At 70.2% G+C, this 18,916-nt stretch carries 25 protein-coding genes and 1 tRNA gene; 16 read left to right on the top strand and 10 right to left on the bottom strand.

Translation table 11 applies throughout. The features are described from left to right. Positions 1-195: a ferredoxin gene (locus tag J7I94_RS25460; protein WP_215170402.1), complete on the top strand. Its 195-nt coding sequence runs from the start codon at positions 1-3 to the stop codon at positions 193-195. Between the two features lie 80 nt (positions 196-275). Here the strand turns inward: J7I94_RS25460 and J7I94_RS25455 are convergent, their stop codons facing one another. After that, positions 276-650: a DUF6344 domain-containing protein gene (locus J7I94_RS25455; protein WP_215170400.1), complete on the bottom strand. Its 375-nt coding sequence runs from the start codon at positions 648-650 to the stop codon at positions 276-278. 337 nt (positions 651-987) lie between these two features. On the opposite strand from J7I94_RS25455, the gene J7I94_RS25450 reads away from it, so the two are divergent. Both J7I94_RS25450 and J7I94_RS25445 read left to right on the top strand, forming a co-directional pair. Beyond that, complete coding sequence (locus J7I94_RS25450; protein WP_003999697.1) at positions 988-1,116, top strand: DLW-39 family protein; 129 nt, start codon at positions 988-990, stop codon at positions 1,114-1,116. Positions 1,117-1,389: 273 nt separating this feature from the next. Continuing rightward, positions 1,390-2,790 (top strand): hypothetical protein, encoded by a 1,401-nt coding sequence (locus J7I94_RS25445; RefSeq protein ID WP_251075714.1) that lies wholly within the window; start codon positions 1,390-1,392, stop codon positions 2,788-2,790. A gap of 30 nt (positions 2,791-2,820) precedes the next feature. On the opposite strand, the gene J7I94_RS25440 is transcribed toward J7I94_RS25445, so the two are convergent. Together J7I94_RS25440 and J7I94_RS25435 are read right to left on the bottom strand one after the other, a co-directional pair. Then, the gene (locus tag J7I94_RS25440) at positions 2,821-4,149 is read right to left on the bottom strand and encodes a serine/threonine-protein kinase (RefSeq protein ID WP_215170396.1); all 1,329 of its coding nucleotides are present in this window, start codon (positions 4,147-4,149) and stop codon (positions 2,821-2,823) included. A 99-nt stretch (positions 4,150-4,248) separates the two neighbouring features. Further along, the gene (locus J7I94_RS25435; RefSeq protein ID WP_215170393.1) at positions 4,249-4,797 is read right to left on the bottom strand and encodes a DNA-binding protein; all 549 of its coding nucleotides are present in this window, start codon (positions 4,795-4,797) and stop codon (positions 4,249-4,251) included. Positions 4,798-4,979: 182 nt separating this feature from the next. Between J7I94_RS25435 and J7I94_RS25430 the strand changes: the two genes are divergently transcribed. After that, positions 4,980-5,052, top strand: a tRNA-Ala gene (locus J7I94_RS25430). Positions 5,053-5,305: 253 nt separating this feature from the next. On the opposite strand, the gene J7I94_RS25425 is transcribed toward J7I94_RS25430, so the two are convergent. Continuing rightward, positions 5,306-5,482: a hypothetical protein gene (locus J7I94_RS25425; protein ID WP_215170470.1), complete on the bottom strand. Its 177-nt coding sequence runs from the start codon at positions 5,480-5,482 to the stop codon at positions 5,306-5,308. Then, positions 5,479-5,652, bottom strand: coding sequence for a hypothetical protein (locus J7I94_RS25420; RefSeq protein ID WP_215170392.1), 174 nt, complete (start codon positions 5,650-5,652; stop codon positions 5,479-5,481). Before J7I94_RS25420 ends, J7I94_RS25425 begins: the two co-directional genes overlap by 4 nt. 225 nt (positions 5,653-5,877) lie before the next feature. Between J7I94_RS25420 and J7I94_RS25415 the strand changes: the two genes are divergently transcribed. The 3 genes from J7I94_RS25415 to J7I94_RS25405 are packed head-to-tail and all read left to right on the top strand — an operon-like array spanning position 5,878 to position 7,518. Continuing rightward, a complete protein-coding gene (locus J7I94_RS25415; RefSeq protein ID WP_215170391.1) occupies positions 5,878-6,141 on the top strand; it encodes a hypothetical protein in 264 nt (87 codons plus the stop codon). Next, positions 6,110-6,640 (top strand): DUF6879 family protein, encoded by a 531-nt coding sequence (locus J7I94_RS25410; RefSeq protein ID WP_215170390.1) that lies wholly within the window; start codon positions 6,110-6,112, stop codon positions 6,638-6,640. The genes J7I94_RS25415 and J7I94_RS25410 overlap by 32 nt, the downstream gene beginning before the upstream one ends. Positions 6,641-6,663: 23 nt before the next feature. Next, positions 6,664-7,518, top strand: coding sequence for a helix-turn-helix transcriptional regulator (locus tag J7I94_RS25405; RefSeq protein WP_215170389.1), 855 nt, complete (start codon positions 6,664-6,666; stop codon positions 7,516-7,518). 61 nt (positions 7,519-7,579) lie between these two features. On the opposite strand, the gene J7I94_RS25400 is transcribed toward J7I94_RS25405, so the two are convergent. Then, on the bottom strand, positions 7,580-7,969 hold the full coding sequence (locus J7I94_RS25400) for a hypothetical protein (RefSeq protein ID WP_251075713.1): 390 nt from the start codon (positions 7,967-7,969) through the stop codon (positions 7,580-7,582). Continuing rightward, positions 7,966-8,304, bottom strand: a complete 339-nt coding sequence (locus J7I94_RS25395) for a hypothetical protein (protein WP_215170388.1) — start codon at positions 8,302-8,304, stop codon at positions 7,966-7,968. The genes J7I94_RS25400 and J7I94_RS25395 overlap by 4 nt, the downstream gene beginning before the upstream one ends. Positions 8,305-8,463: 159 nt before the next feature. On the opposite strand from J7I94_RS25395, the gene J7I94_RS25390 reads away from it, so the two are divergent. Next, positions 8,464-8,760, top strand: coding sequence for a GntR family transcriptional regulator (locus J7I94_RS25390; RefSeq protein WP_251075712.1), 297 nt, complete (start codon positions 8,464-8,466; stop codon positions 8,758-8,760). A gap of 228 nt (positions 8,761-8,988) precedes the next feature. After that, positions 8,989-9,765 (top strand): isoprenyl transferase, encoded by a 777-nt coding sequence (locus J7I94_RS25385; RefSeq protein WP_215170387.1) that lies wholly within the window; start codon positions 8,989-8,991, stop codon positions 9,763-9,765. 99 nt (positions 9,766-9,864) lie between these two features. On the opposite strand, the gene J7I94_RS25380 is transcribed toward J7I94_RS25385, so the two are convergent. Next, positions 9,865-10,563 carry a DUF5324 family protein gene (locus tag J7I94_RS25380; protein ID WP_215170386.1) on the bottom strand — a complete coding sequence of 233 codons (699 nt, stop codon included), beginning with the start codon at positions 10,561-10,563 and terminating at the stop codon, positions 9,865-9,867. 360 nt (positions 10,564-10,923) lie between these two features. Between J7I94_RS25380 and J7I94_RS25375 the strand changes: the two genes are divergently transcribed. Continuing rightward, positions 10,924-11,457, top strand: a complete 534-nt coding sequence (locus J7I94_RS25375) for a peptidylprolyl isomerase (protein WP_215170384.1) — start codon at positions 10,924-10,926, stop codon at positions 11,455-11,457. Between the two features lie 113 nt (positions 11,458-11,570). Continuing rightward, positions 11,571-12,464 carry a rhomboid family intramembrane serine protease gene (locus tag J7I94_RS25370; RefSeq protein WP_215170382.1) on the top strand — a complete coding sequence of 298 codons (894 nt, stop codon included), beginning with the start codon at positions 11,571-11,573 and terminating at the stop codon, positions 12,462-12,464. Between the two features lie 256 nt (positions 12,465-12,720). On the opposite strand, the gene crgA is transcribed toward J7I94_RS25370, so the two are convergent. Then, positions 12,721-12,975: a cell division protein CrgA gene (crgA, locus tag J7I94_RS25365; protein WP_215170380.1), complete on the bottom strand. Its 255-nt coding sequence runs from the start codon at positions 12,973-12,975 to the stop codon at positions 12,721-12,723. A gap of 101 nt (positions 12,976-13,076) precedes the next feature. Between crgA and J7I94_RS25360 the strand changes: the two genes are divergently transcribed. The 5 genes from J7I94_RS25360 (at position 13,077) to J7I94_RS25340 (ending at position 16,630) form a co-directional block, all read left to right on the top strand. Then, positions 13,077-13,856, top strand: coding sequence for a DUF881 domain-containing protein (locus J7I94_RS25360; protein ID WP_215170378.1), 780 nt, complete (start codon positions 13,077-13,079; stop codon positions 13,854-13,856). Positions 13,857-13,952: 96 nt separating this feature from the next. Further along, on the top strand, positions 13,953-14,114 hold the full coding sequence (locus J7I94_RS25355) for a hypothetical protein (RefSeq protein WP_215170376.1): 162 nt from the start codon (positions 13,953-13,955) through the stop codon (positions 14,112-14,114). After that, a complete protein-coding gene (locus J7I94_RS25350; RefSeq protein ID WP_215170374.1) occupies positions 14,111-14,749 on the top strand; it encodes an aminodeoxychorismate/anthranilate synthase component II in 639 nt (212 codons plus the stop codon). The genes J7I94_RS25355 and J7I94_RS25350 overlap by 4 nt, the downstream gene beginning before the upstream one ends. After that, positions 14,746-15,861 carry a class E sortase gene (locus J7I94_RS25345; protein WP_374198416.1) on the top strand — a complete coding sequence of 372 codons (1,116 nt, stop codon included), beginning with the start codon at positions 14,746-14,748 and terminating at the stop codon, positions 15,859-15,861. Before J7I94_RS25350 ends, J7I94_RS25345 begins: the two co-directional genes overlap by 4 nt. A gap of 13 nt (positions 15,862-15,874) precedes the next feature. Then, entirely contained in the window at positions 15,875-16,630 is a 756-nt protein-coding gene (locus J7I94_RS25340; RefSeq protein ID WP_215170370.1) for a class E sortase, read from the top strand. A 78-nt stretch (positions 16,631-16,708) separates the two neighbouring features. Here the strand turns inward: J7I94_RS25340 and pknB are convergent, their stop codons facing one another. Continuing rightward, complete coding sequence (gene pknB / locus J7I94_RS25335; protein WP_215170367.1) at positions 16,709-18,727, bottom strand: Stk1 family PASTA domain-containing Ser/Thr kinase; 2,019 nt, start codon at positions 18,725-18,727, stop codon at positions 16,709-16,711. Positions 18,728-18,916 lie beyond the last annotated feature (189 nt).

Genomic DNA, 18,916 nt, shown 5'->3' with positions numbered 1-18,916 from the left:
ATGAAGGTCACCGTCGATCAGGATCTCTGTTACGGCTCCGCCGACTGTGTGTACCGGGTGGGCTCCGTCTTCACCACGGTGGACGGGTTCGGCGCCGTCATCCCGGGGCGCGAGGACACCGGGGACGACCCGCGCGTGCGGGAGGCGGCCGAACAGTGCCCGTCGCAGGCGATCAGCATCACGGACGGTCAGTAGCGGCAGCACGACGCGAAAAGGCCCGGCGCTCCACGAGCGCCGGGCCTTTTCGCTGTGGGATGCGAGGGTTCGTGGGCCCCTCAGCGTTGTAGCGGCGGGTCGGTCGGAGCCAGAGGTTCCGCTTCCGTCGGTCCGGCCGTGTCGCACAGGGCGGCGGAGTGGGCCGCGGCGACCGCGTCGGTGGCGGGACGGTGGCGGCAGCTGGGGGACGTGCCGTGGGCCTCGGCCCGGATGCGCTGCTTCATCGTGGGCGGCAGGGCGCCGGCCCGTGGCCAGGAACGCGGGGACATCGCCGGGGCCGTCGCCGCGGGGACGTCGCGCTCGCTGTTGCGTGCGGTCTCGCTCTGCGGTACCGCCGCCGCGGCGGTCGTCGTGACGAGTCCGAGCGCCGTGCACAGCGCCAGGAAGGCGGTGACGAAGGCGGTCCATACGCTGAGGACCTTGTTCCGGGCCATGGCCCCTCACTTTCGGGTCGGGCGATTTGCGTACTTTCCTCATGATGTGTATGAGCGCCGCGAAGTGGTGGAGCGACGCCCGTGGCGCGTCGATCTTCAGATCAACATCACACGGATGGGTGCAAGACGGGCGAAAAGTACGTAAGAGGTAAAAGGGGGAGCAAAATTCACCGTCCGTGGGGGTGTGATCACCCTCCGGCCGGAACGGTCCGGCCCTCCTCTACTGGGCTCCGGCGGTGGTGAGTTGACGCCGGGCGCAGGTCACCGATCGATATCGGCCGGTGTGTATAGTCGGGCGGCAGAGGTCCCCTACGTCAAGGAAAGACGAGGTCGCGCGGTGAAGAAGCTTCTCCTGGTCGCACTGGCCGCCATCGGCGGGCTCCTCGTGTACCGCCAGATCCAGGCGGATCGCGCCGAGCAGGATCTGTGGACGGAGGCGACTGACTCCGTGCCCACGGGTTCGTGAGGACGACCGGCAACCGGTCCTGAGAACAGACCCCGGCCGTATCACGGTCGGGGTTTTGTGTTGCCCGGGACCCGGGAACGGCCCGGGAACGACCTGGGAACGACCTGGGAACGGCCCGGGACCGACCCGGGACCGACCCGGGACGACCGGGGACCGTACGGGGACCGACCCGATCCGCGGAACCGGCGGATGGCGGGCGGGGCGGCGGGGCAGGATGGGCCACGGTCGGGTCGGTCCGGGTCCGGGTCCGGTGAGCGGGAGGGGTGGCGGGCGATGAGGTGGCGGCGGCGTACGTCGGGGCCCAGGGGCAGGGGTGGGCGCATACGGGCGTTCCGGCGCCTGGTCACTGTGACCGCTGTGACCGCCGTGGGCTCCGTGACCGCCGTGACTGCCGCGCTCTGTGGGACGGCTGCCGCAGCGGGCGGCGCGGACCTGGCCCTGACGGCCGGTCCGGCGAGCGGCCACGCCTCGGCGGGGTCGGCCGGCGGCTACGCCTTCGCCGAGGGCGCCCGGCGCGTCGACGGAGCCGGCGGCACGGCCGACGCCGCGCGCCTGGCGGCGGGCGTCACCTACCGAAGCTCCCTGGACCGCGACGCCAGGGCCTACTACGCCCTCGAACTCGACGCCGCCTCGGACGCCTACGTCTCCGTCACCGCCGTACCCCGCCCCGGCGAGGAGGTCGTCGCCGTCGACGGCGTCCGGGTCTCCGTGCAGGACGCCGACGGCGGCTCCTGCTCCCTGGACAGCGCCACCTTCGGCGCCGCCCGCAGCCCGCGCCCCGTCACCGCCTGGGGAGCACGCGAGATCACCCGCACCGGGACCCGGTGCCAGGACCCCGGCCGCTACTACGTGGTCGTCGAACGCGTCCGGCCGCAGGACTCGCCGCCGGACGCCTGGGACCTGGAGCTGACCACCGTCTCCGAGCCGGCGGTGAAGGGCACGGCGGCCACGGACGCCCCGCAGACCTGGGACTCGGCCTCGCCCGCCCCTCTCACCGGCGAACCGGAGAACCGCCCGGCCGGCGCGGGTTTCACCGACGCCGCGTCCATCGGCCAGGGCGCCTGGCGTGCCGACGCCGAGCCCGGTCAGACCCTCTATTACAAGGTGCCCCTCGACTGGGGCCGGCAGCTGTACGCCAGCGCCGAGCTCGGCAGCGCCGACGGCCGCTCCGGCTACGCGACCGGGGCCCTGTCGCTGTCCCTCCTCAACCCCGTCCGCGGCCAGGTCGACAGCGCCGGCACCGGCTACACCGGACGTCGGGCCACGGTCGACCTGGGGCCCGTGCCGCCGGTGGCGTACGGCAACCGGTACGCCGTCGCCGAGGAACAGAGCGCGATGCGGTTCGCCGGGTCGTACTACCTGGTCGTGCATCTCGCGGAACAGGTCGCCGACCGCTTCGGCGACGGGCCGTTCGAGGTCGTCCTGCGCCTCCGGCTGACGGGGACGGAGCGGACCGGACCCGACTACGCGGGGGAGCCGGTGCCGCGCCGCGTCTTCGAGGCGACGGAGCCGTTCCGGGCGGCGGCGTCCGACGACGCGGCCGGGAGCCAGGCCGGGGACGGTGCCGGGGACCCGGCGATGAGGGCGGTCGCGGTCGGCGGGATCGGCACGGGGAGTGTGCTGCTGGCCGGGCTCGGGGTGTGGACGCTCGTGGCGCGGCGCAGGGGGGCGTAGCGGAGCGGGGGCGGCTGTGGGGGTCCAGGCTCAGATACGGGTCAGGGCCCAGAACCCCACCGCGTAGCAGACCAGCGCGAGGAACAGCAACGGGAGCGCCACCGCCGCCGGGGGCCCGGGGCGACGGCGCCGGGGGGCGCGGTGCTGTGCGACGGGCGGGGCCGGAGGTTGCCTGGTGTGGGCGCCCTGCGCGGTGTAGGCGGCGGTGGGGGGAGGCGTGTGCGGGTTCTGAAGTTGCGGGGGTTGGGGCTGGGGCGTGTGCTGCGGGTACGGGACGGCCGGGGGTGTGTGAGGCGGCTGTGGCTGCGGTTGCGGCTGGGGCTGACCCAGCAGGGCGACCGTGGAGTGCGGAGGCGGCAGATGGAAGCTGCCGGTGTCCGACATACCGGGCAGCGGGGGCGGGGCGGGCGGGTCCTCCGTACCGGTGGGCGCACCGGTGGGCGCGGCGGAGCGGGGAGACGCGTCGCGGTTCGCGACCGTGACCGGACCGTCGGGGCCGAACCCGGTCGGCAGCGGTCCCACCTGCTCGAATATCTCGATCAGCTCGTCGTCGGGCCCCGGCTCCGGCAGCAGCTCCACCGCTGCGGCCAGTGCCTTGCGCGCCCCCGTGGCCGTACGGAACCGGGCCTGCGGATCCGGTTGCAGCAGCGTCGACACGACCTGCCACAACGGCTCCGGAATGTTCGCCGGCGCCGGCGGCGTCCCGTGCTCGGCGAAGTACTGCACCAGCGCCTTGGTGTCCGGCTTGGCGCCCTCCAGCAGATACAGCGCGACCAGCCCTACGGCGAACAGGTCGGCGGCGAAGTCCGGTTCCGCGCCCATCATCGACTCGGGCGCAAGGTAACCGGGCGTCCCGACCACCAGGTCGGCCTCCGTCAGCCGGGGTTCGCCCAGGCGCATCGCGATCCCGAAGTCCCCCAGCCGCAGCCGGGGACGGGCGGTGCCGGTGGCTTCCAGCAGGATGTTGGCGGGTTTGATGTCCCGGTGGACGACGTCCTCGGCGTGCACCGCGGCCAGCCCGGACAGCAGCTGGTCGAGCAGGGTGCAGACATAGCCGGGCGGCAGCGGACCGTAGTCCCCGACCACATGGACCAGTGAGCCGCCGGTGACCAGGTCCATGGTGAACAGGACCTTGTCGTCGTCGGCCGCCCAGCTGGCCGGGGCCAGCACATGGGGATGGTCGATCCGCAGCGCCTGCTCCCGCACGAACCGCAGCAGGGAGTGGGCGTCGCGCTGCTGGAGCACCTTGGCGGCCACGTACCGTCTGCGGCGGTGGTCCCAGGCGCGCCACACCGCGCCGACTCCTCCGCGCCCGATCGGGTCGACCAGTTCGTACCGTCCGGCGAAGACCTCACCCATCGCCCTGCGCGCCCCTCCCCCTGTCCTTCCCGCCCCGCGTCCACGGCACCTGCGCGGGCCCGGCTGCCGTACCCCCTCGGCGATCGGGCCCGGGCGGGGTCAGCTCTGGTGGGACTGGTAGTGCGCGACCGCGTCCGAGGTGCGGCCGGCGCCGTAGACCCGAAGGAACTCTGCCAGCTCCGGGTGGGTCGGGGCGAGGGTGTCGGCGGCTTCTATGATGTCGCCGGCGGCGGCCACCGAACGCAGCAGGGACTGGATCTCACGGACCACCCGCTTCACCGTGGGCGCACCGGAACTGCTCGTGGTCTGCGTCGTGTTGCTCAGCACCGAACCCCCCTGGGACTTCTTGATCTCGTCCATCCGCTCGGTGGCCTCGGCCGCGCTGACACTGCCGTCCGCGACCTGCCCCGCCAGGTCCTGCAGCAGCTGCACCCGCTGTACCACCGCCGGATTGCCGATCTTCGCCCGCTGACCGCTCATCAGCTGCGACAGCATCGGCGCGGACAGCCCCAGGACCCCCGCGAGACGCGCCTGGTTGAGCCCGAGATCGTCGATCAGCCTGCGGAAGAGCGCCCCCAGTGGCTCCCCGTACCAGTTCCGCTGCAGTTCCCGCGCTCTTGCGGTGGCTTCCTGCTGTGCGGCGTCCATTGCGTCTCCCCATCGCTTCCCCAAAAACCGCAGTTCGCTCCAGCGAACCACGCCGAGCATCTTACGGAGAGTGGTTGTTCACCGGGACCCCCAATCTGTTTGGGAGATAAGGGGGACCACCCGGTACTCTTGTCTGCGGCGCCCGCCGGGACGGAGTTCCCGCCGGCCGGACGCCACGGTCCGGGGCCTTAGCTCAGTTGGTAGAGCGCTGTCTTTGCATGGCAGATGTCAGGGGTTCGACTCCCCTAGGCTCCACAGCGAGTCAGACGCCCTCTGAGAGCAATCTCAGAGGGCGTCTCCATGATCGGAGTCCGCATAGCGTCCACAACCCCACGGACGCCCCCTGCGTATTGCCCTGTCAGGCGCGGGCGGGAGGAGCGGGCGCGCATGCCGGCTGCGCCGGACTGCTGGTAGCGGTCGGCTCAGCGCTGCGCCGTGGTCGGCGAGGACTTCACGATCGATCAGCCGTGAGCCCTGTCACCGTCCGCAACCTCCCGAGACAGAACAGCTAGTCGGCGCCCTCGCGGTGCCGTGGGCAGCGGCACGGCGGCCACGCCGACGTGATCTCGTAGGGGTCCGGCTTGGTGCTGGACGTGATCTCGACCTCTGGCCGTTCCTCGATCACGTGGCCGTCGCGGATAACGGTCACGCGCATCGTCATCAGCCGCATCGGCTCCGCGGTCACCAGGTGCCGCCGTGCGCGTCGCGCTGATGCCGGGCGAGCAGGACGCGCTCGTCGGTCGCGTGGGAGTAGTCGCGCCGTTCCGTGGCCCGCTCGACGGCCACCTGGTGGCGTTCACAGGTGGCGCACTGGGGGGCTGCCGGGGTGGGTGCGGGGGTTCTGCGCTCGTACACGTCGACTCCAGTTCAGTCGGCCGCGCCCCGGGAGGAGACCGCCTCGCAGGGGTGACTCGTGGGTTGTCGACGCTAGGACTGTGATGTGCAGTACCCCAAGCGATGTGCAGTTCTGTGCAACCAAGGCTGCACGCTCGGGTGAAGCAGGAGACATACTCTTGACCGTTCCTCTCCGTTGAGTGACTGTTACGCACAGTCCTGCACATCTGGCTGACGGAGGTTGCCGTGTCGCTACGGTTCATCGGGATCGACCCATCCACCGGAGACCATGAAAGTCCCACGGTCTGGGTCGACGAGCAGAAGCAGGAGCTTGTGTTCCAGGGGTGGAAGCCGGACCCGGAGCTCGAAGCGGAGTGCGCATCGTTCGAGGTATCTGGGCATGCGGTAGGCATCCCCGACACGGAGGCCGTGATCCGTATCCCCGCGAGGATGATCCACATGATCAGGGAGGCGTGCGATGCCCTCGAACGTGCCGCAGTCGTTCGCTGACCTGCTGGCCAGCACTACCCGAACCGCCGTGCACCTGGAAATGCGCGACAGCTACGCCGTCGACTACGAGATCGGCCCGTTCGCCGAGTGGCGCCGCGGCTTCCGGCATGACCCGGACGACCGCCCGTCGTGGTGGCGGCCATGGCTCGACCTCGTGCAGGAGACCGTAGCGCGGGGGGTTGTCGTACGGCGGGCCCGTATCGTCTCCGAACCGGTCAGCGAGTACACCCGCTTCCTCCACGACGGAACTTTCACCAACGTCGCCGCAGGTGAACTGGTGCGTTGGCTGCCCCGGCGGCTGGCGTCCATGATCCCACTGCCCGGTAACGACTTCTGGCTGTTCGATGACCGTGTCGTCCGGTGGAACCATTTCACCGGTGACGGCCAGTCCGCCGGCGGCGAGGTCACCGACGACCCAGCAGCAGCGAAGCTGTGCGCCCAAGCGTTCGAGGAGGTCTGGGACCGGGCCATCCCGCACGACCAGTACACGATCACCTGACCCCGATCCCGACAGGCCAGCTCATGCCCACGTCCCCGTCCTCCTCTGCCCAGGAAGCACGCAGGGTCGTCGCCCGACGACTGCGAGATCTGCGCAAGAGTGCCGGACTCACCGTCAGCGAGCTGGCCTGTCGGTGCGGCTGGCACCACGCCAAGACATCCCGGATCGAGAACGCCCGCACCGCGCCCAACGCCACCGACATCCGGCTCTGGTGTCGCGCGACCGGCACCGAGGACCAGGCCGCTGACCTCATCGCGCAGTCTCTGCACGCCGAGTCCATGTACACGGAGTGGCGCACCCAGGTACGCGCCGGCCTCACAGCCCTCCAGGGCAGCGAACCCCGGCTGTTCGAGGACACCCAGGTCTTCCGTGTCTACTCCTCAACGCTGGTGCCGGGCCTCCTTCAAACTGAGGGATATGCCACCGGTGTTCTCCGCATCAGCGCCAGCTTCCGGGAACTCCCCGTAGACGACAGCGCAGACGCCGCGCGCGCCCGCGTCGGCCGGTCCGCCATCATCCATCGGCCAGGGCATACGTTCGTGCTCGTAGTTGAGGAGGCGGCGCTGCGGCACCATGTCTGTGACTCCAACGGCATGGCGGCCCAGCTCGGTTACCTCCTCACCGCAGGCGCGCTGCCCCAGGTGTCACTGGGCATCATCCCTATGAGCACGCGGCGGCGCACGCAGTGGCCGCGCGAGACCTTCCACATCTACGACGACCGCCTGGTCTCGGTTGAGCTGGTGTCGGCGCGCGTGCGGATCACTCAGCCCTCTGAGATCGCGCTCTACTTCAAGGCGTTTGAGCAGCTGCGAGGCATGGCCGTGTACGGCGCTGACGCGCGGGCCCTGGTCCTCCGGGCGATCGAGGCCCTGCACTGATCCCGGACGCAAGAAGACGGCCCCGCCCTCCTGGAATTCGCAGAGGAGAGCGGGGCCGCGGTCATGAGCTGGTGTTGTGCGGGGACGGGCGGGATGTTTCCGTGGTCCGGGAGTGAGGCGCCGGTGGCGTGGAGTCCGCGTCTCCGGCCGGTCCCGGCAGGCGCAGCCCACGGGACTCGGCCACGCGCAGGGCGTCGGTCAGGCACTCTGCGAGGCGGAGTCCGGCGTAGCGGACCTCGGTGTACGGGGAGGCCGGGTCGTCCAGGACCGGGCGGGTGAGGCTGAGGATGTCCTCGGCGGTGGCGAGCTGCATGGCCTCCATGTCGTCGGCGAGACGGGAGAGGTAGCCGCCGTTCTCGTCCGTGGAGAGGTAGCAGGGCTTGCCGTCCGGGGAGCGCCAGGGCAGCAGACGCAGGGTGCCCGGGGACGTGGGGGCGCGGTGCTCCGTCATGCCGCGGACACCTCCGGAGCGCCGACGAGGTGCCGGTCGAGGTCGATGCCGAAGTCGGCGGCGAGGACGAGGGCGAGGCGACGGCGCTGTTTGAGGGCGGCGTCCTGTTCATGGGCGAGGAGGTAGGGGCGCACGAGGCGGGACACGGTTCCGTCGAGGGGGGTGGGCAGACCGTAGGGGGAGCGGTGGAGGGGGAGGCGCGCGGGCGGTGCCGGGGGCGGGACGAGCGGTACGGCGGTGAGGTGCGGCCGGTGACGGGGACGGCGGTGTCTGCCGGTGCCGGGGGTGAGGAAGAGGCGCAGCCAGAGGGCGAGGCGGCGGATAAGGTCGGGCATGTCGACGCTCCTTGTCAGCGTTGGCCGTGCCCCGGGAGGTCTTGTCCACCTCGCCGGGGCGTCTCGTCTCCTGACCGTATACCGCCATACATCCCTCTGTATACAAGTGCAGACAGATCCATCCGATCGTGCAGGGACCTGTATCTCTACGTTGGACATATGAGCGACAGGGAAGAAGCCGAGTCCACACTGGACCCCATGAGCGCGAGGCCGCTGTACGTACAGTTGGCTGACGTCATCGCCCGCAGGATCAAGTCGGGGGAACTGGCTCCGGACCGCCCTATCCCTTCGGAGCACCGTCTTGCCGACGAATACGGTGTTGCGCGCTTGACCGCCCGGCGAGCCGCGCAGGAGCTGCGCGAACGCGGGCTGATCGTCACTGTGCGGGGCAAAGGGTCTTTCGTGGTCGAACAGCCGCCCGTCGGCGACCCTGAAGTCGGTGAACCGGACCACTGAGGACGCTGCGCCACCCGAACCCACCCGGCGTCAACTTCCCCGGACCCAGCGGGACTTGACGATCATGGGGGTGTCGGAGGACGTACGGTTCAGGCGGAAGACGCCATGTCGGCTCTTGATATCGTCACTCCACAAGGCACCGGCATCCCCACCCCTGCGGGGCGGTGCCACGTGACTCATCGCCGCCGTGGGCCGTCGGCCGCGTCGGCGAGGTGGAAGGGGTAGACCATGCGGGCGAAGGTACGGGCCGCTCTCGACGCGCTCTACATGAAGCGACTCGTCAGGGAGCTGGAGGGACGCCCACGCCCTCAGCACATCGGCATCATGCTCGACGGCAACCGCCGGTGGGCCAAGATGTCGGGCATCAACGACCCGCGTGAGGGCTACCGCGCGGGCGGCGCGAAGGTGCTGGACTTCCTGCGCTGGTGCGACTCGGCCGAGATCGAGCACGTCACCCTCTACATGCTCTCCGACGACAACCTGCACCGGCCCGAGGAAGAGCTGACCCCGCTCATCGACATCATCGCCGAGGTGGTGGAGCGGCTGGCCGCCCCCGGCAACCCCTGGCCCGTCGAGGTCGTCGGGGCCCTGGACCTGCTGCCGGCCGAATCCGCCGGCCGCCTCAAGACCGCCACCGCCGCCACCCAGGGCCGCCAGGGCGGCACCAAGGTCGACGTCGCCGTGGGCTACGGCGGCCGGCGCGAGATCGTCGACGCCGTCCGGTCCGCCCTCACCGAGCACAGCGCCCAGGGCGGGGACATCGACGAGTTCATCGAGTCCTTCACCATGGAGCACATCTCCAAGCACCTGTACTCCAAGGCGCGCTCCGAGTCCGACCTCATCATCCGCACCTCCGGCGAACAGCGGCTCTCCGGATTCCTGCTCTGGCAGTCCGCGTACGCCGAGATGTACTTCTGCGAGACGTACTGGCCGGACTTCCGCGAGATCGACTTCCTGCGCGCCCTGCGCTCGTACTCCTTGCGGGAGCGACGCTACGGACGGTGAGCGCGAGGAAGCGCACGGTTTCACGTGAAACAACGCCGTGGGGCGGGAGAGTCCGGCTCTCCTGCCCCACGGCGCTGTGTCCGGCCCCGGTGCGGGGCGTCAGCGCTGGTCGTCGCCCTTGGCGGCCTCGTCCTCGGCCTGCTTGGCCTCCACCTCGGGGTCGAGCGTCGCCCCGCTGCCGTCCACCGACGACAGCCGGCCCGGCTCCGGGACCTCCGTCGCCTCCGGCGGCTCGACCAGCCAGTCCGGGTTGGCCTGCTTGTCCCACCACTTCCACGCGGCGAAGGCGCCGCCCGCCACGAGACCCAGGACCGCCAGCACCCTGACGGCATGGCCGGCCTTCGCCCGCCGCTCGTGCTTGCGGACCAGCTTCTGGATCTCCTTGGCCGAGACCTGACCGCGCAGCGCCGCCAGCGCCGCGGCACCGCGCAGCGCCGCCTCGTCCCGGACGGGACCGGCCGCCGCCACCGCCTGCTCCAGCTTGGGCCGGGAGTACTCGGCCGCCTGCCGGGCGGCGATACGGGCACGCAGAGCGGCCTCATGGGCGGCCAGGTCCACCTTCGGCGGCATGTGCGAGAGAGCCTGCTCCAGACGCGGCGCGACATACGCGCCGTACTGCAGCCGGGCCTGGTCGGCGGCAAGGGACACCTTGGGCGCCAGCCGTACGCGCGCCTCGTGTGCGTAGTGCGCGGCCCTGTCCTTGGCCGTGTCGGCGTAGGGCGCCACCACTTCCGCGGCGTGCAGCACGCTGTCCTTCGCCGAACCGGTCGCGGCGCGCACGCTGTCGATGCGGGTCACGGGTTCCTCCTCCTCGGTGGCGTACGGTAATTCGACTTTCCACCCTTTTACGGATCATGCCTGCCGGCACACCGTCAGGCATGCGAGGGCGGGCATCCGGGTCATGACGAGCCGTACCGAATGATGATCAATAGGTGATCTACGGGTGATCCACTGGGATAGCGGGTGAATACGGGGCAACGGGAGCTTGGCGTCGACAATGCCACGGATCGACGCGCAGCGCCCCCGGCTCGGGAGTACTCGGCCGGATTTCCGCAAGCGACACGCGCTGAAGAGGGACAACGATCGGCCGCTGGGCGACGTGCGCGGCGGTCCGTGCGAGGATCGGGGAGTCACAAGGAAGACAACGGAAGGCAGATCGTGGCTGAGCAGCTTTACGCCACCCTGAAGACCAACCACGGGGACATCAACGTCCGGCTCCTGCCGAACCACGCCCCCAAGACGGTGAAGAACTTCGTCGAGCTGGCCAAGGGCGAGCGCGAGTGGACCAATCCGGCCACCGGCCAGAAGTCCACGGACAAGCTCTACGACGGGACGGTCTTCCACCGGGTGATCAGCGGGTTCATGCTCCAGGGCGGCGACCCGCTGGGCAACGGCACCGGCGGTCCCGGTTACCAGTTCGAGGACGAGTTCCACCCGGACCTCGCCTTCGACAAGCCCTACCTGCTGGCCATGGCCAACGCCGGTCCGGGCACCAACGGCTCGCAGTTCTTCATCACCGTCGCCCCGACGACGTGGCTGAACCGCAAGCACACCATCTTCGGTGAGGTCGCCGACGAGGCCAGCCAGAAGGTCGTGGACGCCATCGCCACCACGCAGACCAACCCGCGCACCGACCGTCCGGTCCAGGACGTCGTCATCGAGACGGTCGTCGTGGAGACCCGCGAGGGCTGATCCACCCCTGCCGGCACCGGCCGCGGCCGGCCGCCACGGGAACCGAACGCCCCGCTCATCCGTAGGGATGGGCGGGGCGGGTGCATTGCACACGACGATCGAGGGGACACCTCATGGACCAGGCAGCGGGAGGCACGCCACAGGACGCCGGGACCCCGCCGACCTGCTACCGCCATCCGGACCGCGCCACCGGTGTCCGCTGCACCCGCTGCGAACGCCCGGTCTGCCCGGAGTGCATGATCGACGCCTCCGTCGGATTCCAGTGCCCCGAATGCGTCCGCGGCGGTTCCGGCACCGGCCACACCCCCGCCGCGAGCCGGCCCCGCACCCTGGCGGGCGGCACCGTGGTGACCGACCCCCGGCTGCTCACCAAGATCCTGGTCGGCCTCAACGTCGCGTGCTACCTGGTCCAGCTCGCCGTCGGCGACCGCTTCACCGCGCGGTTCGAACTCATCGGCCAGGCCTACGTACCGCTGCTCGGCTCCGTGGAGGGCGTCGCCGACGGCCAGTGGTACCGCCTGCTCACCGCGATGTTCCTGCACGGCAGCCCCATCCACATCATCTTCAACATGCTCAGCCTCTGGTGGATCGGCGGCCCCCTGGAACAGGCGCTCGGCCGGGCCCGCTACCTCGCGCTCTACGTCCTGTCCGGACTGGCCGGCAGCGCCCTCACCTACCTGATCGCCGCGCCCAACCAGCCCTCGCTCGGCGCCTCCGGTGCCGTCTTCGGCCTCTTCGGTGCCACCGCCGTGCTGATGCGCAGGCTGCGGTACGACATGCGGCCGGTCGTCGCCCTGCTGGCGATCAACCTGATCTTCACCTTCAGCCCGGGCTTCAACATCGCCTGGCAGGCCCACGTCGGCGGTCTCGTCGCCGGTGTCGTGATCGGCTACGGCATGGTCCACGCCCCGCGGGAGCGGCGGGCGCTCGTCCAGTACGGGACCTGTGCGCTGGTGTTCGTGATCACTCTCGCGCTGGCCCTGGTGAGGACCGGCCAGCTCACCTGAGCGCCGGTTGTCCACATCGGTGCCGCATCTTGTGCACAGGGCGTGGGAACGCGTGCGCCCCCTGTCACCGACCCGCGTTTCCGCAGGTCAGCCGGGGGCGAACGTATTTTCGGTTACCGGTATGTCTGTCGTACCGGCGTCAACGTCCGGTGAGTTATCCACAGATCGTCGTTTCTTTTCCCCAGCGTGTGGACAAGGGCTGTGGATAACTCAGTGGATAGCCGTGGGCAGAGCTGCGTTCACCAGCGGGTGGGCGCTACTTCCACTGCGTGGAGACGCCGAACCCGGCGGCGATGAAGCCGAAGCCCACCACGATGTTCCAGTTGCCCAGGCTCTCGACCGGCAGCGAGCCGTCGGTCACGTAGAACACCACGATCCACGCGAGGCCGATGAGGAACATGGCCAGCATGACGGGGGCGACCCAGGCACGGCTGTTCAGCTTGATGCTCGTCGACTGCTTCGCCGGCGGCGGCGTGAAATCTGCCTTCTTGCGGATACGTGACTTCGGCACGAGGGTCTCTCCTGTCGATGCGCTGCGTGGCCGCGCAGGGAACTGGGTCCGGGCGTCCGTTAGCGTAGTGCTTCCGTGGCGCCGAAGGAGATAAGGGTACGTTGAGCAATTCTGCCGACTCCCCCCAGGCCGGTTCCAGTGCTGCCCGCCGACGCCGTTTCCGGCCCGTACGGGCCCTGACCGCGGCCGTCTTCGCGCTCGCCGGGCTGATCTTCTTCACCAGCTTCGACACGGCCAGGGGCACCGACATCCGCACCGACGACTCCCTGCTGAAGCTGTCCGACCTCATCCAGGAGCGCAGCCGGGACAACGGCGCGCTGGACGAGACCAACGCCGCCCTGCGCGACGACATCGAGGCCCTCGCCGAACGCGACGACGGCAGCACCGAGGCGGAGGACGACAAGCTCGCCGCCCTGGAGCGGCGCGCTGGCACGCAGGAGCTGAAGGGCGAGGCGCTCACGGTCACCCTGGACGACGCCCCGCCGGACGCCACCGCCAAGCTGCCGGGCTACCCCGAGCCGGAGCCCGACTACCTGGTGATCCACCAGCAGGACCTGCAGGCCGTGGTGAACGCGCTGTGGCAGGGCGGCGCCGAGGGCATCAAGGTCATGGACCAGCGGCTGATATCCACCAGCGCCGTGCGCTGCGTGGGCAACACGCTGATCCTCCAGGGCCGCGTCTACTCACCGCCGTACAAGGTCACGGCGGTCGGCGACCCGGAGAAGCTGAAGGAGGCGCTGTCGGCGTCCCCGGCGATCCAGAACTACATGGTGTACGTCAACGTCTACGGACTCGGCTGGAAGGTCGAGGAGGACGGCGCGGTCACGCTCCCCGGCTACTCGGGCACGGTGGACCTGCACTACGCCGAGCCCGTGGAGTGACCGGCCCCGCGGAGGCCGGGAAACCGGAGGCGTCGCGCCGTTAGTCTGGTGGCGTACGGCGTGATTCTGGTGCCGTGGTGCGACGGAAGGGACGGCATGTACGGCTGGATCTGGCGGCATCTGCCGGGAAACGTATGGGTGAAGGCGCTCCTTTCGCTCGTGCTCGTCGTGGCCGTGGTCTACGTCCTGTTCCAGTACGTCTTCCCGTGGGCCGAGCCGCTGCTTCCCTTCAACGATGTGACGGTGGACAACCAGTGAGTGCGCGGATTCTCGTCGTCGACAACTACGACAGCTTCGTCTTCAACCTGGTCCAGTACCTGTACCAGCTGGGCGCCGAGTGCGAGGTGCTGCGCAACGACGAGGTGTCCACGGCGCACGCCCAGGACGGCTTCGACGGAGTGCTCCTGTCCCCGGGGCCGGGCGCGCCCGAGCAGGCGGGCGTCTGCGTGGACATGGTCCGGCACTGCGCGGCCACCGGCGTCCCCGTCTTCGGCGTCTGCCTCGGCATGCAGTCGATGCAGGTGGCGTACGGCGGCGTCGTGGACCGGGCGCCGGAGCTGCTGCACGGCAAGACCTCGCCGGTCGAGCACGGGGGCAAGGGCGTCTTCGCCGGCCTCCCCTCGCCCTTCACGGCGACCCGCTACCACTCCCTGGCCGCCGAGCCGGGCACGGTGCCGGCGGAGCTGGAGGTGACCGCCCGCACGCCCGACGGGATCGTGATGGGGCTGCGGCACCGGGAACTGCCCGTCGAGGGCGTGCAGTTCCACCCCGAGTCGGTGCTGACCGAGCACGGACACCTGATGCTGGCCAACTGGCTGGCGGAGTGCGGCGACGAAGGCGCGGTGGCGAGGTCCGCGGGGCTCGCCCCGGTGGTGGGCAGGGCCACGGCGTGACCGCGCTGCGCCCCGAGCGGGAGCCCGGCGCCGAGGCGGCCGGGCTGTCCGGGGGGGCGTTCGCGGACGCCCCGGCGCACGGTGACGCCCCGGCGCACGGTGACGCCGGCCCGGCGGGGACCTCGTACGGGCAGGAGCCGTACGGGGACCAGGGCGCGCTCGGGGGCGGCGGCCGGTACGACGACGAGACGGTGGCGCTGCGGGTCGTGGACCCGGCGGCGCGGACGAGCGCCGGACGAAGCGCCTCCGCGCCCGTCCCGGGCGGCCGTGCGGCCCGCAGGAAGGCCGCCAAACGGCGTCAGGGCGGCCGTGGGGCCGCCCGCCGGGCGTCGGGCGCCGCCAAGGCGCCCGCGGGCCCGACGGCGCCGCAGGGGGGCGACGAGGGTCCGAGAGCGCCCCTCACACGGGTCGAGGCGCGGCGGCTGGCCCGGGCGAGCAAGCCGAGCGCGGCGACGGTCGCCAGCCGGGCGATCGGCGAACTGTTCATCACCACCGGTGTGTTGATGCTGCTGTTCGTCACCTACCAGCTGTGGTGGACGAACGTGCGGGCGCAGGCGCAGGCGGACAAGGCGGCGAGCAGCCTCCAGGACGACTGGGCCGACGGCAAGCGCAACCCGGGGACCTTCGAGCCCGGTCAGGGCTTCGCGCTGCTGCACATCCCGAAGCTGGACGTCGTGGTGCCGATCGCCGAGGGCATCAGCAACGAGAAGGTGCTCGACCGGGGCATGGTCGGGCACTACGCCGAGGGAGCGCTGAAGACGGCGATGCCGGACGCCAAGACCGGCAACTTCGGGCTCGCGGGGCATCGCAACACGCACGGCGAGCCGTTCCGGTACATCAACAAGCTCCAGCCGGGCGATCCGATCGTCGTGGAGACGCAGGACGAGTACTTCGTCTACAAGATGGCGTCGATCCTGCCGGTGACGTCGCCGAGCAACACCAGTGTGCTGGACCCGGTCCCGCAGCAGTCGGGGTTCACGGGGCCCGGCCGCTACATCACACTCACCACGTGCACGCCGGAGTTCACCAGCAAGTACCGGATGATCGTGTGGGGCAAGATGGTCGAGGAACGGCCGCGCAGCAAGGGCAAGCCGGACGCACTCGTCGATTAAGGGCAGATGACCAGTGGCAGCGACCACCGACACCGATCACGAAGAGCACACCGGGGCGCCCCGTGCGGAGCCCGCGCCGCGCCCGCGCGGCCGGATCGCGCTGGCCGTCAGTGTCTTCGGTGAACTCCTCATCACGGCGGGCTTGGTGATGGGCCTGTTCGTCGTCTACTCCCTGTGGTGGACGAACGTCATGGCGGACCGCGAGGCCGACAAGCAGGGCGACCAGGTCCGGGACACCTGGGCGCAGGACGGCGGCGGTCCGGACGGCCCCGGGGCGCTGGACACCAAGGCCGGCATCGGCTTCCTGCACGTCCCGACGATGAGCAAGGGCGAGATCCTCGTCGAGAAGGGCACCTCGATGAAGATCCTGAACGACGGGGTCGCCGGCTACTACACCGACCCGGTCAAGGCGGAGCTGCCGACGACCGGCAAGAAGGGCAACTTCTCGCTGGCCGCGCACCGGGACGGGCACGGCGCCAAGTTCCACAACATCGACAAGGTCGAGAAGGGTGACCCGATCGTCTTCGAGACGAAGGACACCTGGTACGTCTACAAGGTCTACGGCATCCTCCCGGAGACCTCGAAGTACAACGTCGACGTCCTCGGGAAGATCCCGAAGGAGTCCGGCAAGAAGAAGGCCGGGCACTACATCACGCTGACGACGTGCACGCCGGTCTACACGAGCCGCTACCGGTACATCGTGTGGGGCGAGCTGGTGCGCACGGAGAAGGTGGACAGCGAGCGGACGGTGCCGAAGGAACTGCGCTGAGCGGCAGCCACGGCAAGAGCCCCGGTCCTCGTCGGAGGACCGGGGCTCTTGCCGTGGTGGGGGTGGGGACGGCGGGCGTCAGTCGCCGAAGCTGTCCCACCAGTTGCTGTTGTTGCCGTTCCCCTTGCCGTTCCCGTTGCCGTTCCCGTTGTTGCCGTCGGTCGCCGGAGTGGCGACCAGGCTGACGCTGTCGCCCTTCTTGACCTGGGTGTTCTCGGTCGGGTTGCTCGCGACGACGGTGGCGTCGTCCTCCTGCGAGCCGGCGATGCCGGAGAGCTGGAGACCGGCCTGGGACAGGACGCTCTTGGCCTCGGCGACCGTCATGCCGGTCACCTTCGGCATCGCGAACGACGTCTCCTCGGCCGGGGCCTTGGCGATCTTCACGGTGACGGTGCTGCCGCGGTCGACGTCGGTGCCCGGGGCGAGGCTCTGCTCGAAGATCTTGCCCTCTTCCTGGGCGCTGGACTCCTCGGTGGTCTGGCTGCCGAGGACCAGGCCCTTGGCCTCCAGGACGGACTTCGCCTCGTCCGGCGTCTTGCCCGTGATGTCGGGCACGGTCACCTGGGCCGTCTCCTTGGCCACGGTCAGGGTGACGGTGGAGCCCTTCGCCTTCGAGGTGCCGCCCGCGGGGTCCTGGGAGATGACCGTGTCCGGCGTCTCGGTGGACTCCTCGGTCTTCTGCTCGACCTCGAAGCCCGCCTCCTCCAGCGCCGCCTCCGCGTCGGAGTAGCTCTGGCCCTCGACGTCGGGGACCTCGACCTTGGGGGCGCCGGTGGAGACCACCAGGTTGATGGTCGTGTCCTTGTCGACGTCGGTGCCGCTCTTGGGGTCCTGGGAGCAGATCTTGCCCTTGGCCTCCTTCTCGCAGGAGTCCTCGGTGAAGGCCACCTTCAGGTCGGCGTTGACGGCCTGCTGCTCGGCGTCCGCCTTGGTCTGGCCGACGAAGTTCGGTGTGCTGATCGTGCCGTCGTCGGAGCCGCCGCTGCTGAAGACCTCCCGGCCGATCAGGATGGCGCCGATCAGGACCAGGATGCCCGCGACGACCAGCACGATCGTGGAGGTGTTGGACTTGCGCTTCTGCTGGCGGCGCCGGTCGGGGCGCTGCTCGTCGTAGCCGTAGCCGCCGTCGTCCGGGTTCATCGGCGGCAGCATCGAGGTGGCGCCGGCGCCGGAGTCGGCGCGCAGGGCCGTGGTCGGCTGGTCGTCGGGGTAGCCGCCGTACCCGACGGCGCCCATCGCGGCGGTGGCGGCGACCGGCTGGCCGTCGAGGCAGGCCTCGATGTCCATGCGCATCTCGTCGGCCGACTGGTACCGGTAGTTCGGGTCCTTGGTCAGCGCCTTCAGCACGATCGCGTCCATCTCGGGCGTGATCTCGGGGTCGAAGACGCTGGGCGGCTGCGGCTCCTCCCGTACGTGCTGGTAGGCGACCGCGACCGGGGAGTCGCCGACGAACGGCGGACGGACGGTCAGCAGCTCGTAGAGGAGGCAGCCGGTGGAGTACAGGTCGGAACGGGCGTCGACCTGCTCACCCTTGGCCTGCTCCGGGGAGAGGTACTGGGCGGTGCCGATGACGGCGGCGGTCTGCGTCATGGTCATGCCGGCGTCGCCCATGGCCCGGGCGATGCCGAAGTCCATGACCTTGACCTGGCCGTTGCGCGTGAGCATGACGTTGGCCGGCTTGATGTCGCGGTGGACGATGCCGGCGCGGTGCGAGTACTCCAGGGCCTGGAGGATGCCGATGGTCATCTCCAGCGTCCGCTCCGGCAGCAGCTTGCGGCCGCTGTGGAGCAGTTCGCGCAGGGTGGAGCCGTCGACGTACTCCATGACGATGTACGGGATGGAGACCCCGTCGATGTAGTCCTCGCCCGTGTCGTAGACCGCCACGATCGCGGGATGGTTGAGCGAGGCGGCCGACTGGGCCTCCCGGCGGAACCGGGCCTGGAAGGACGGGTCGCGTGCCATGTCGGCGCGGAGCGTCTTCACCGCCACCTGGCGACCGAGCCGGGTGTCATGCGCGTGGTAAACCTCCGCCATGCCACCACGGCCGAGCACCGGGCCCAGCTCGTACCGGCCGCCTAGGCGACGCGGCTCTTCCATAGCTACCTACCAGCCCTCTCCGTCGGTCCCGACCGGCATGCTTGTACGGTCGGAGGCTGCCGTCCGGCCTACCGTACCCGGCTCGCTCTGTGCGACCTGGCCAAGCCCGGTAGCCGATACACGACCGGTATCGCAACGTGCACCGATGTGAAGGGGACGTGACAGGAGTCACGTCCCGTTCAGCCGGTG

Origin of the sequence: Streptomyces sp. ISL-12, from assembly GCF_018614415.1 — a bacterium.
In the GTDB taxonomy this organism is placed as follows: Bacteria; Actinomycetota; Actinomycetes; order Streptomycetales; family Streptomycetaceae; genus Streptomyces.
The sequence above is the reverse complement of the archived record's forward strand: the minus strand, read 5'-3'. Positions and strand labels throughout refer to the sequence as shown.

What these genes read in the sequence shown, in the direction of transcription:
- J7I94_RS25435 (WP_215170393.1), bottom strand. Translation starts at nt 4,797, where the DNA reads ATGGACGCCGCACAGCAGGAAGCCACCGCAAGAGCGCGGGAACTGCAG.
- J7I94_RS25370 (WP_215170382.1), top strand. Translation starts at nt 11,571, where the DNA reads ATGGACCAGGCAGCGGGAGGCACGCCACAGGACGCCGGGACCCCGCCG.
- J7I94_RS25405 (WP_215170389.1), top strand. Translation starts at nt 6,664, where the DNA reads ATGCCCACGTCCCCGTCCTCCTCTGCCCAGGAAGCACGCAGGGTCGTC.
- pknB (WP_215170367.1), bottom strand. Translation starts at nt 18,727, where the DNA reads ATGGAAGAGCCGCGTCGCCTAGGCGGCCGGTACGAGCTGGGCCCGGTG.
- J7I94_RS25460 (WP_215170402.1), top strand. Translation starts at nt 1, where the DNA reads ATGAAGGTCACCGTCGATCAGGATCTCTGTTACGGCTCCGCCGACTGT.
- J7I94_RS25400 (WP_251075713.1), bottom strand. Translation starts at nt 7,969, where the DNA reads ATGACGGAGCACCGCGCCCCCACGTCCCCGGGCACCCTGCGTCTGCTG.
- J7I94_RS25440 (WP_215170396.1), bottom strand. Translation starts at nt 4,149, where the DNA reads ATGGGTGAGGTCTTCGCCGGACGGTACGAACTGGTCGACCCGATCGGG.
- J7I94_RS25355 (WP_215170376.1), top strand. Translation starts at nt 13,953, where the DNA reads ATGTACGGCTGGATCTGGCGGCATCTGCCGGGAAACGTATGGGTGAAG.
- J7I94_RS25395 (WP_215170388.1), bottom strand. Translation starts at nt 8,304, where the DNA reads ATGCCCGACCTTATCCGCCGCCTCGCCCTCTGGCTGCGCCTCTTCCTC.
- J7I94_RS25455 (WP_215170400.1), bottom strand. Translation starts at nt 650, where the DNA reads ATGGCCCGGAACAAGGTCCTCAGCGTATGGACCGCCTTCGTCACCGCC.
- J7I94_RS25390 (WP_251075712.1), top strand. Translation starts at nt 8,464, where the DNA reads ATGAGCGACAGGGAAGAAGCCGAGTCCACACTGGACCCCATGAGCGCG.
- J7I94_RS25385 (WP_215170387.1), top strand. Translation starts at nt 8,989, where the DNA reads ATGCGGGCGAAGGTACGGGCCGCTCTCGACGCGCTCTACATGAAGCGA.
- J7I94_RS25410 (WP_215170390.1), top strand. Translation starts at nt 6,110, where the DNA reads ATGCCCTCGAACGTGCCGCAGTCGTTCGCTGACCTGCTGGCCAGCACT.
- J7I94_RS25445 (WP_251075714.1), top strand. Translation starts at nt 1,390, where the DNA reads ATGAGGTGGCGGCGGCGTACGTCGGGGCCCAGGGGCAGGGGTGGGCGC.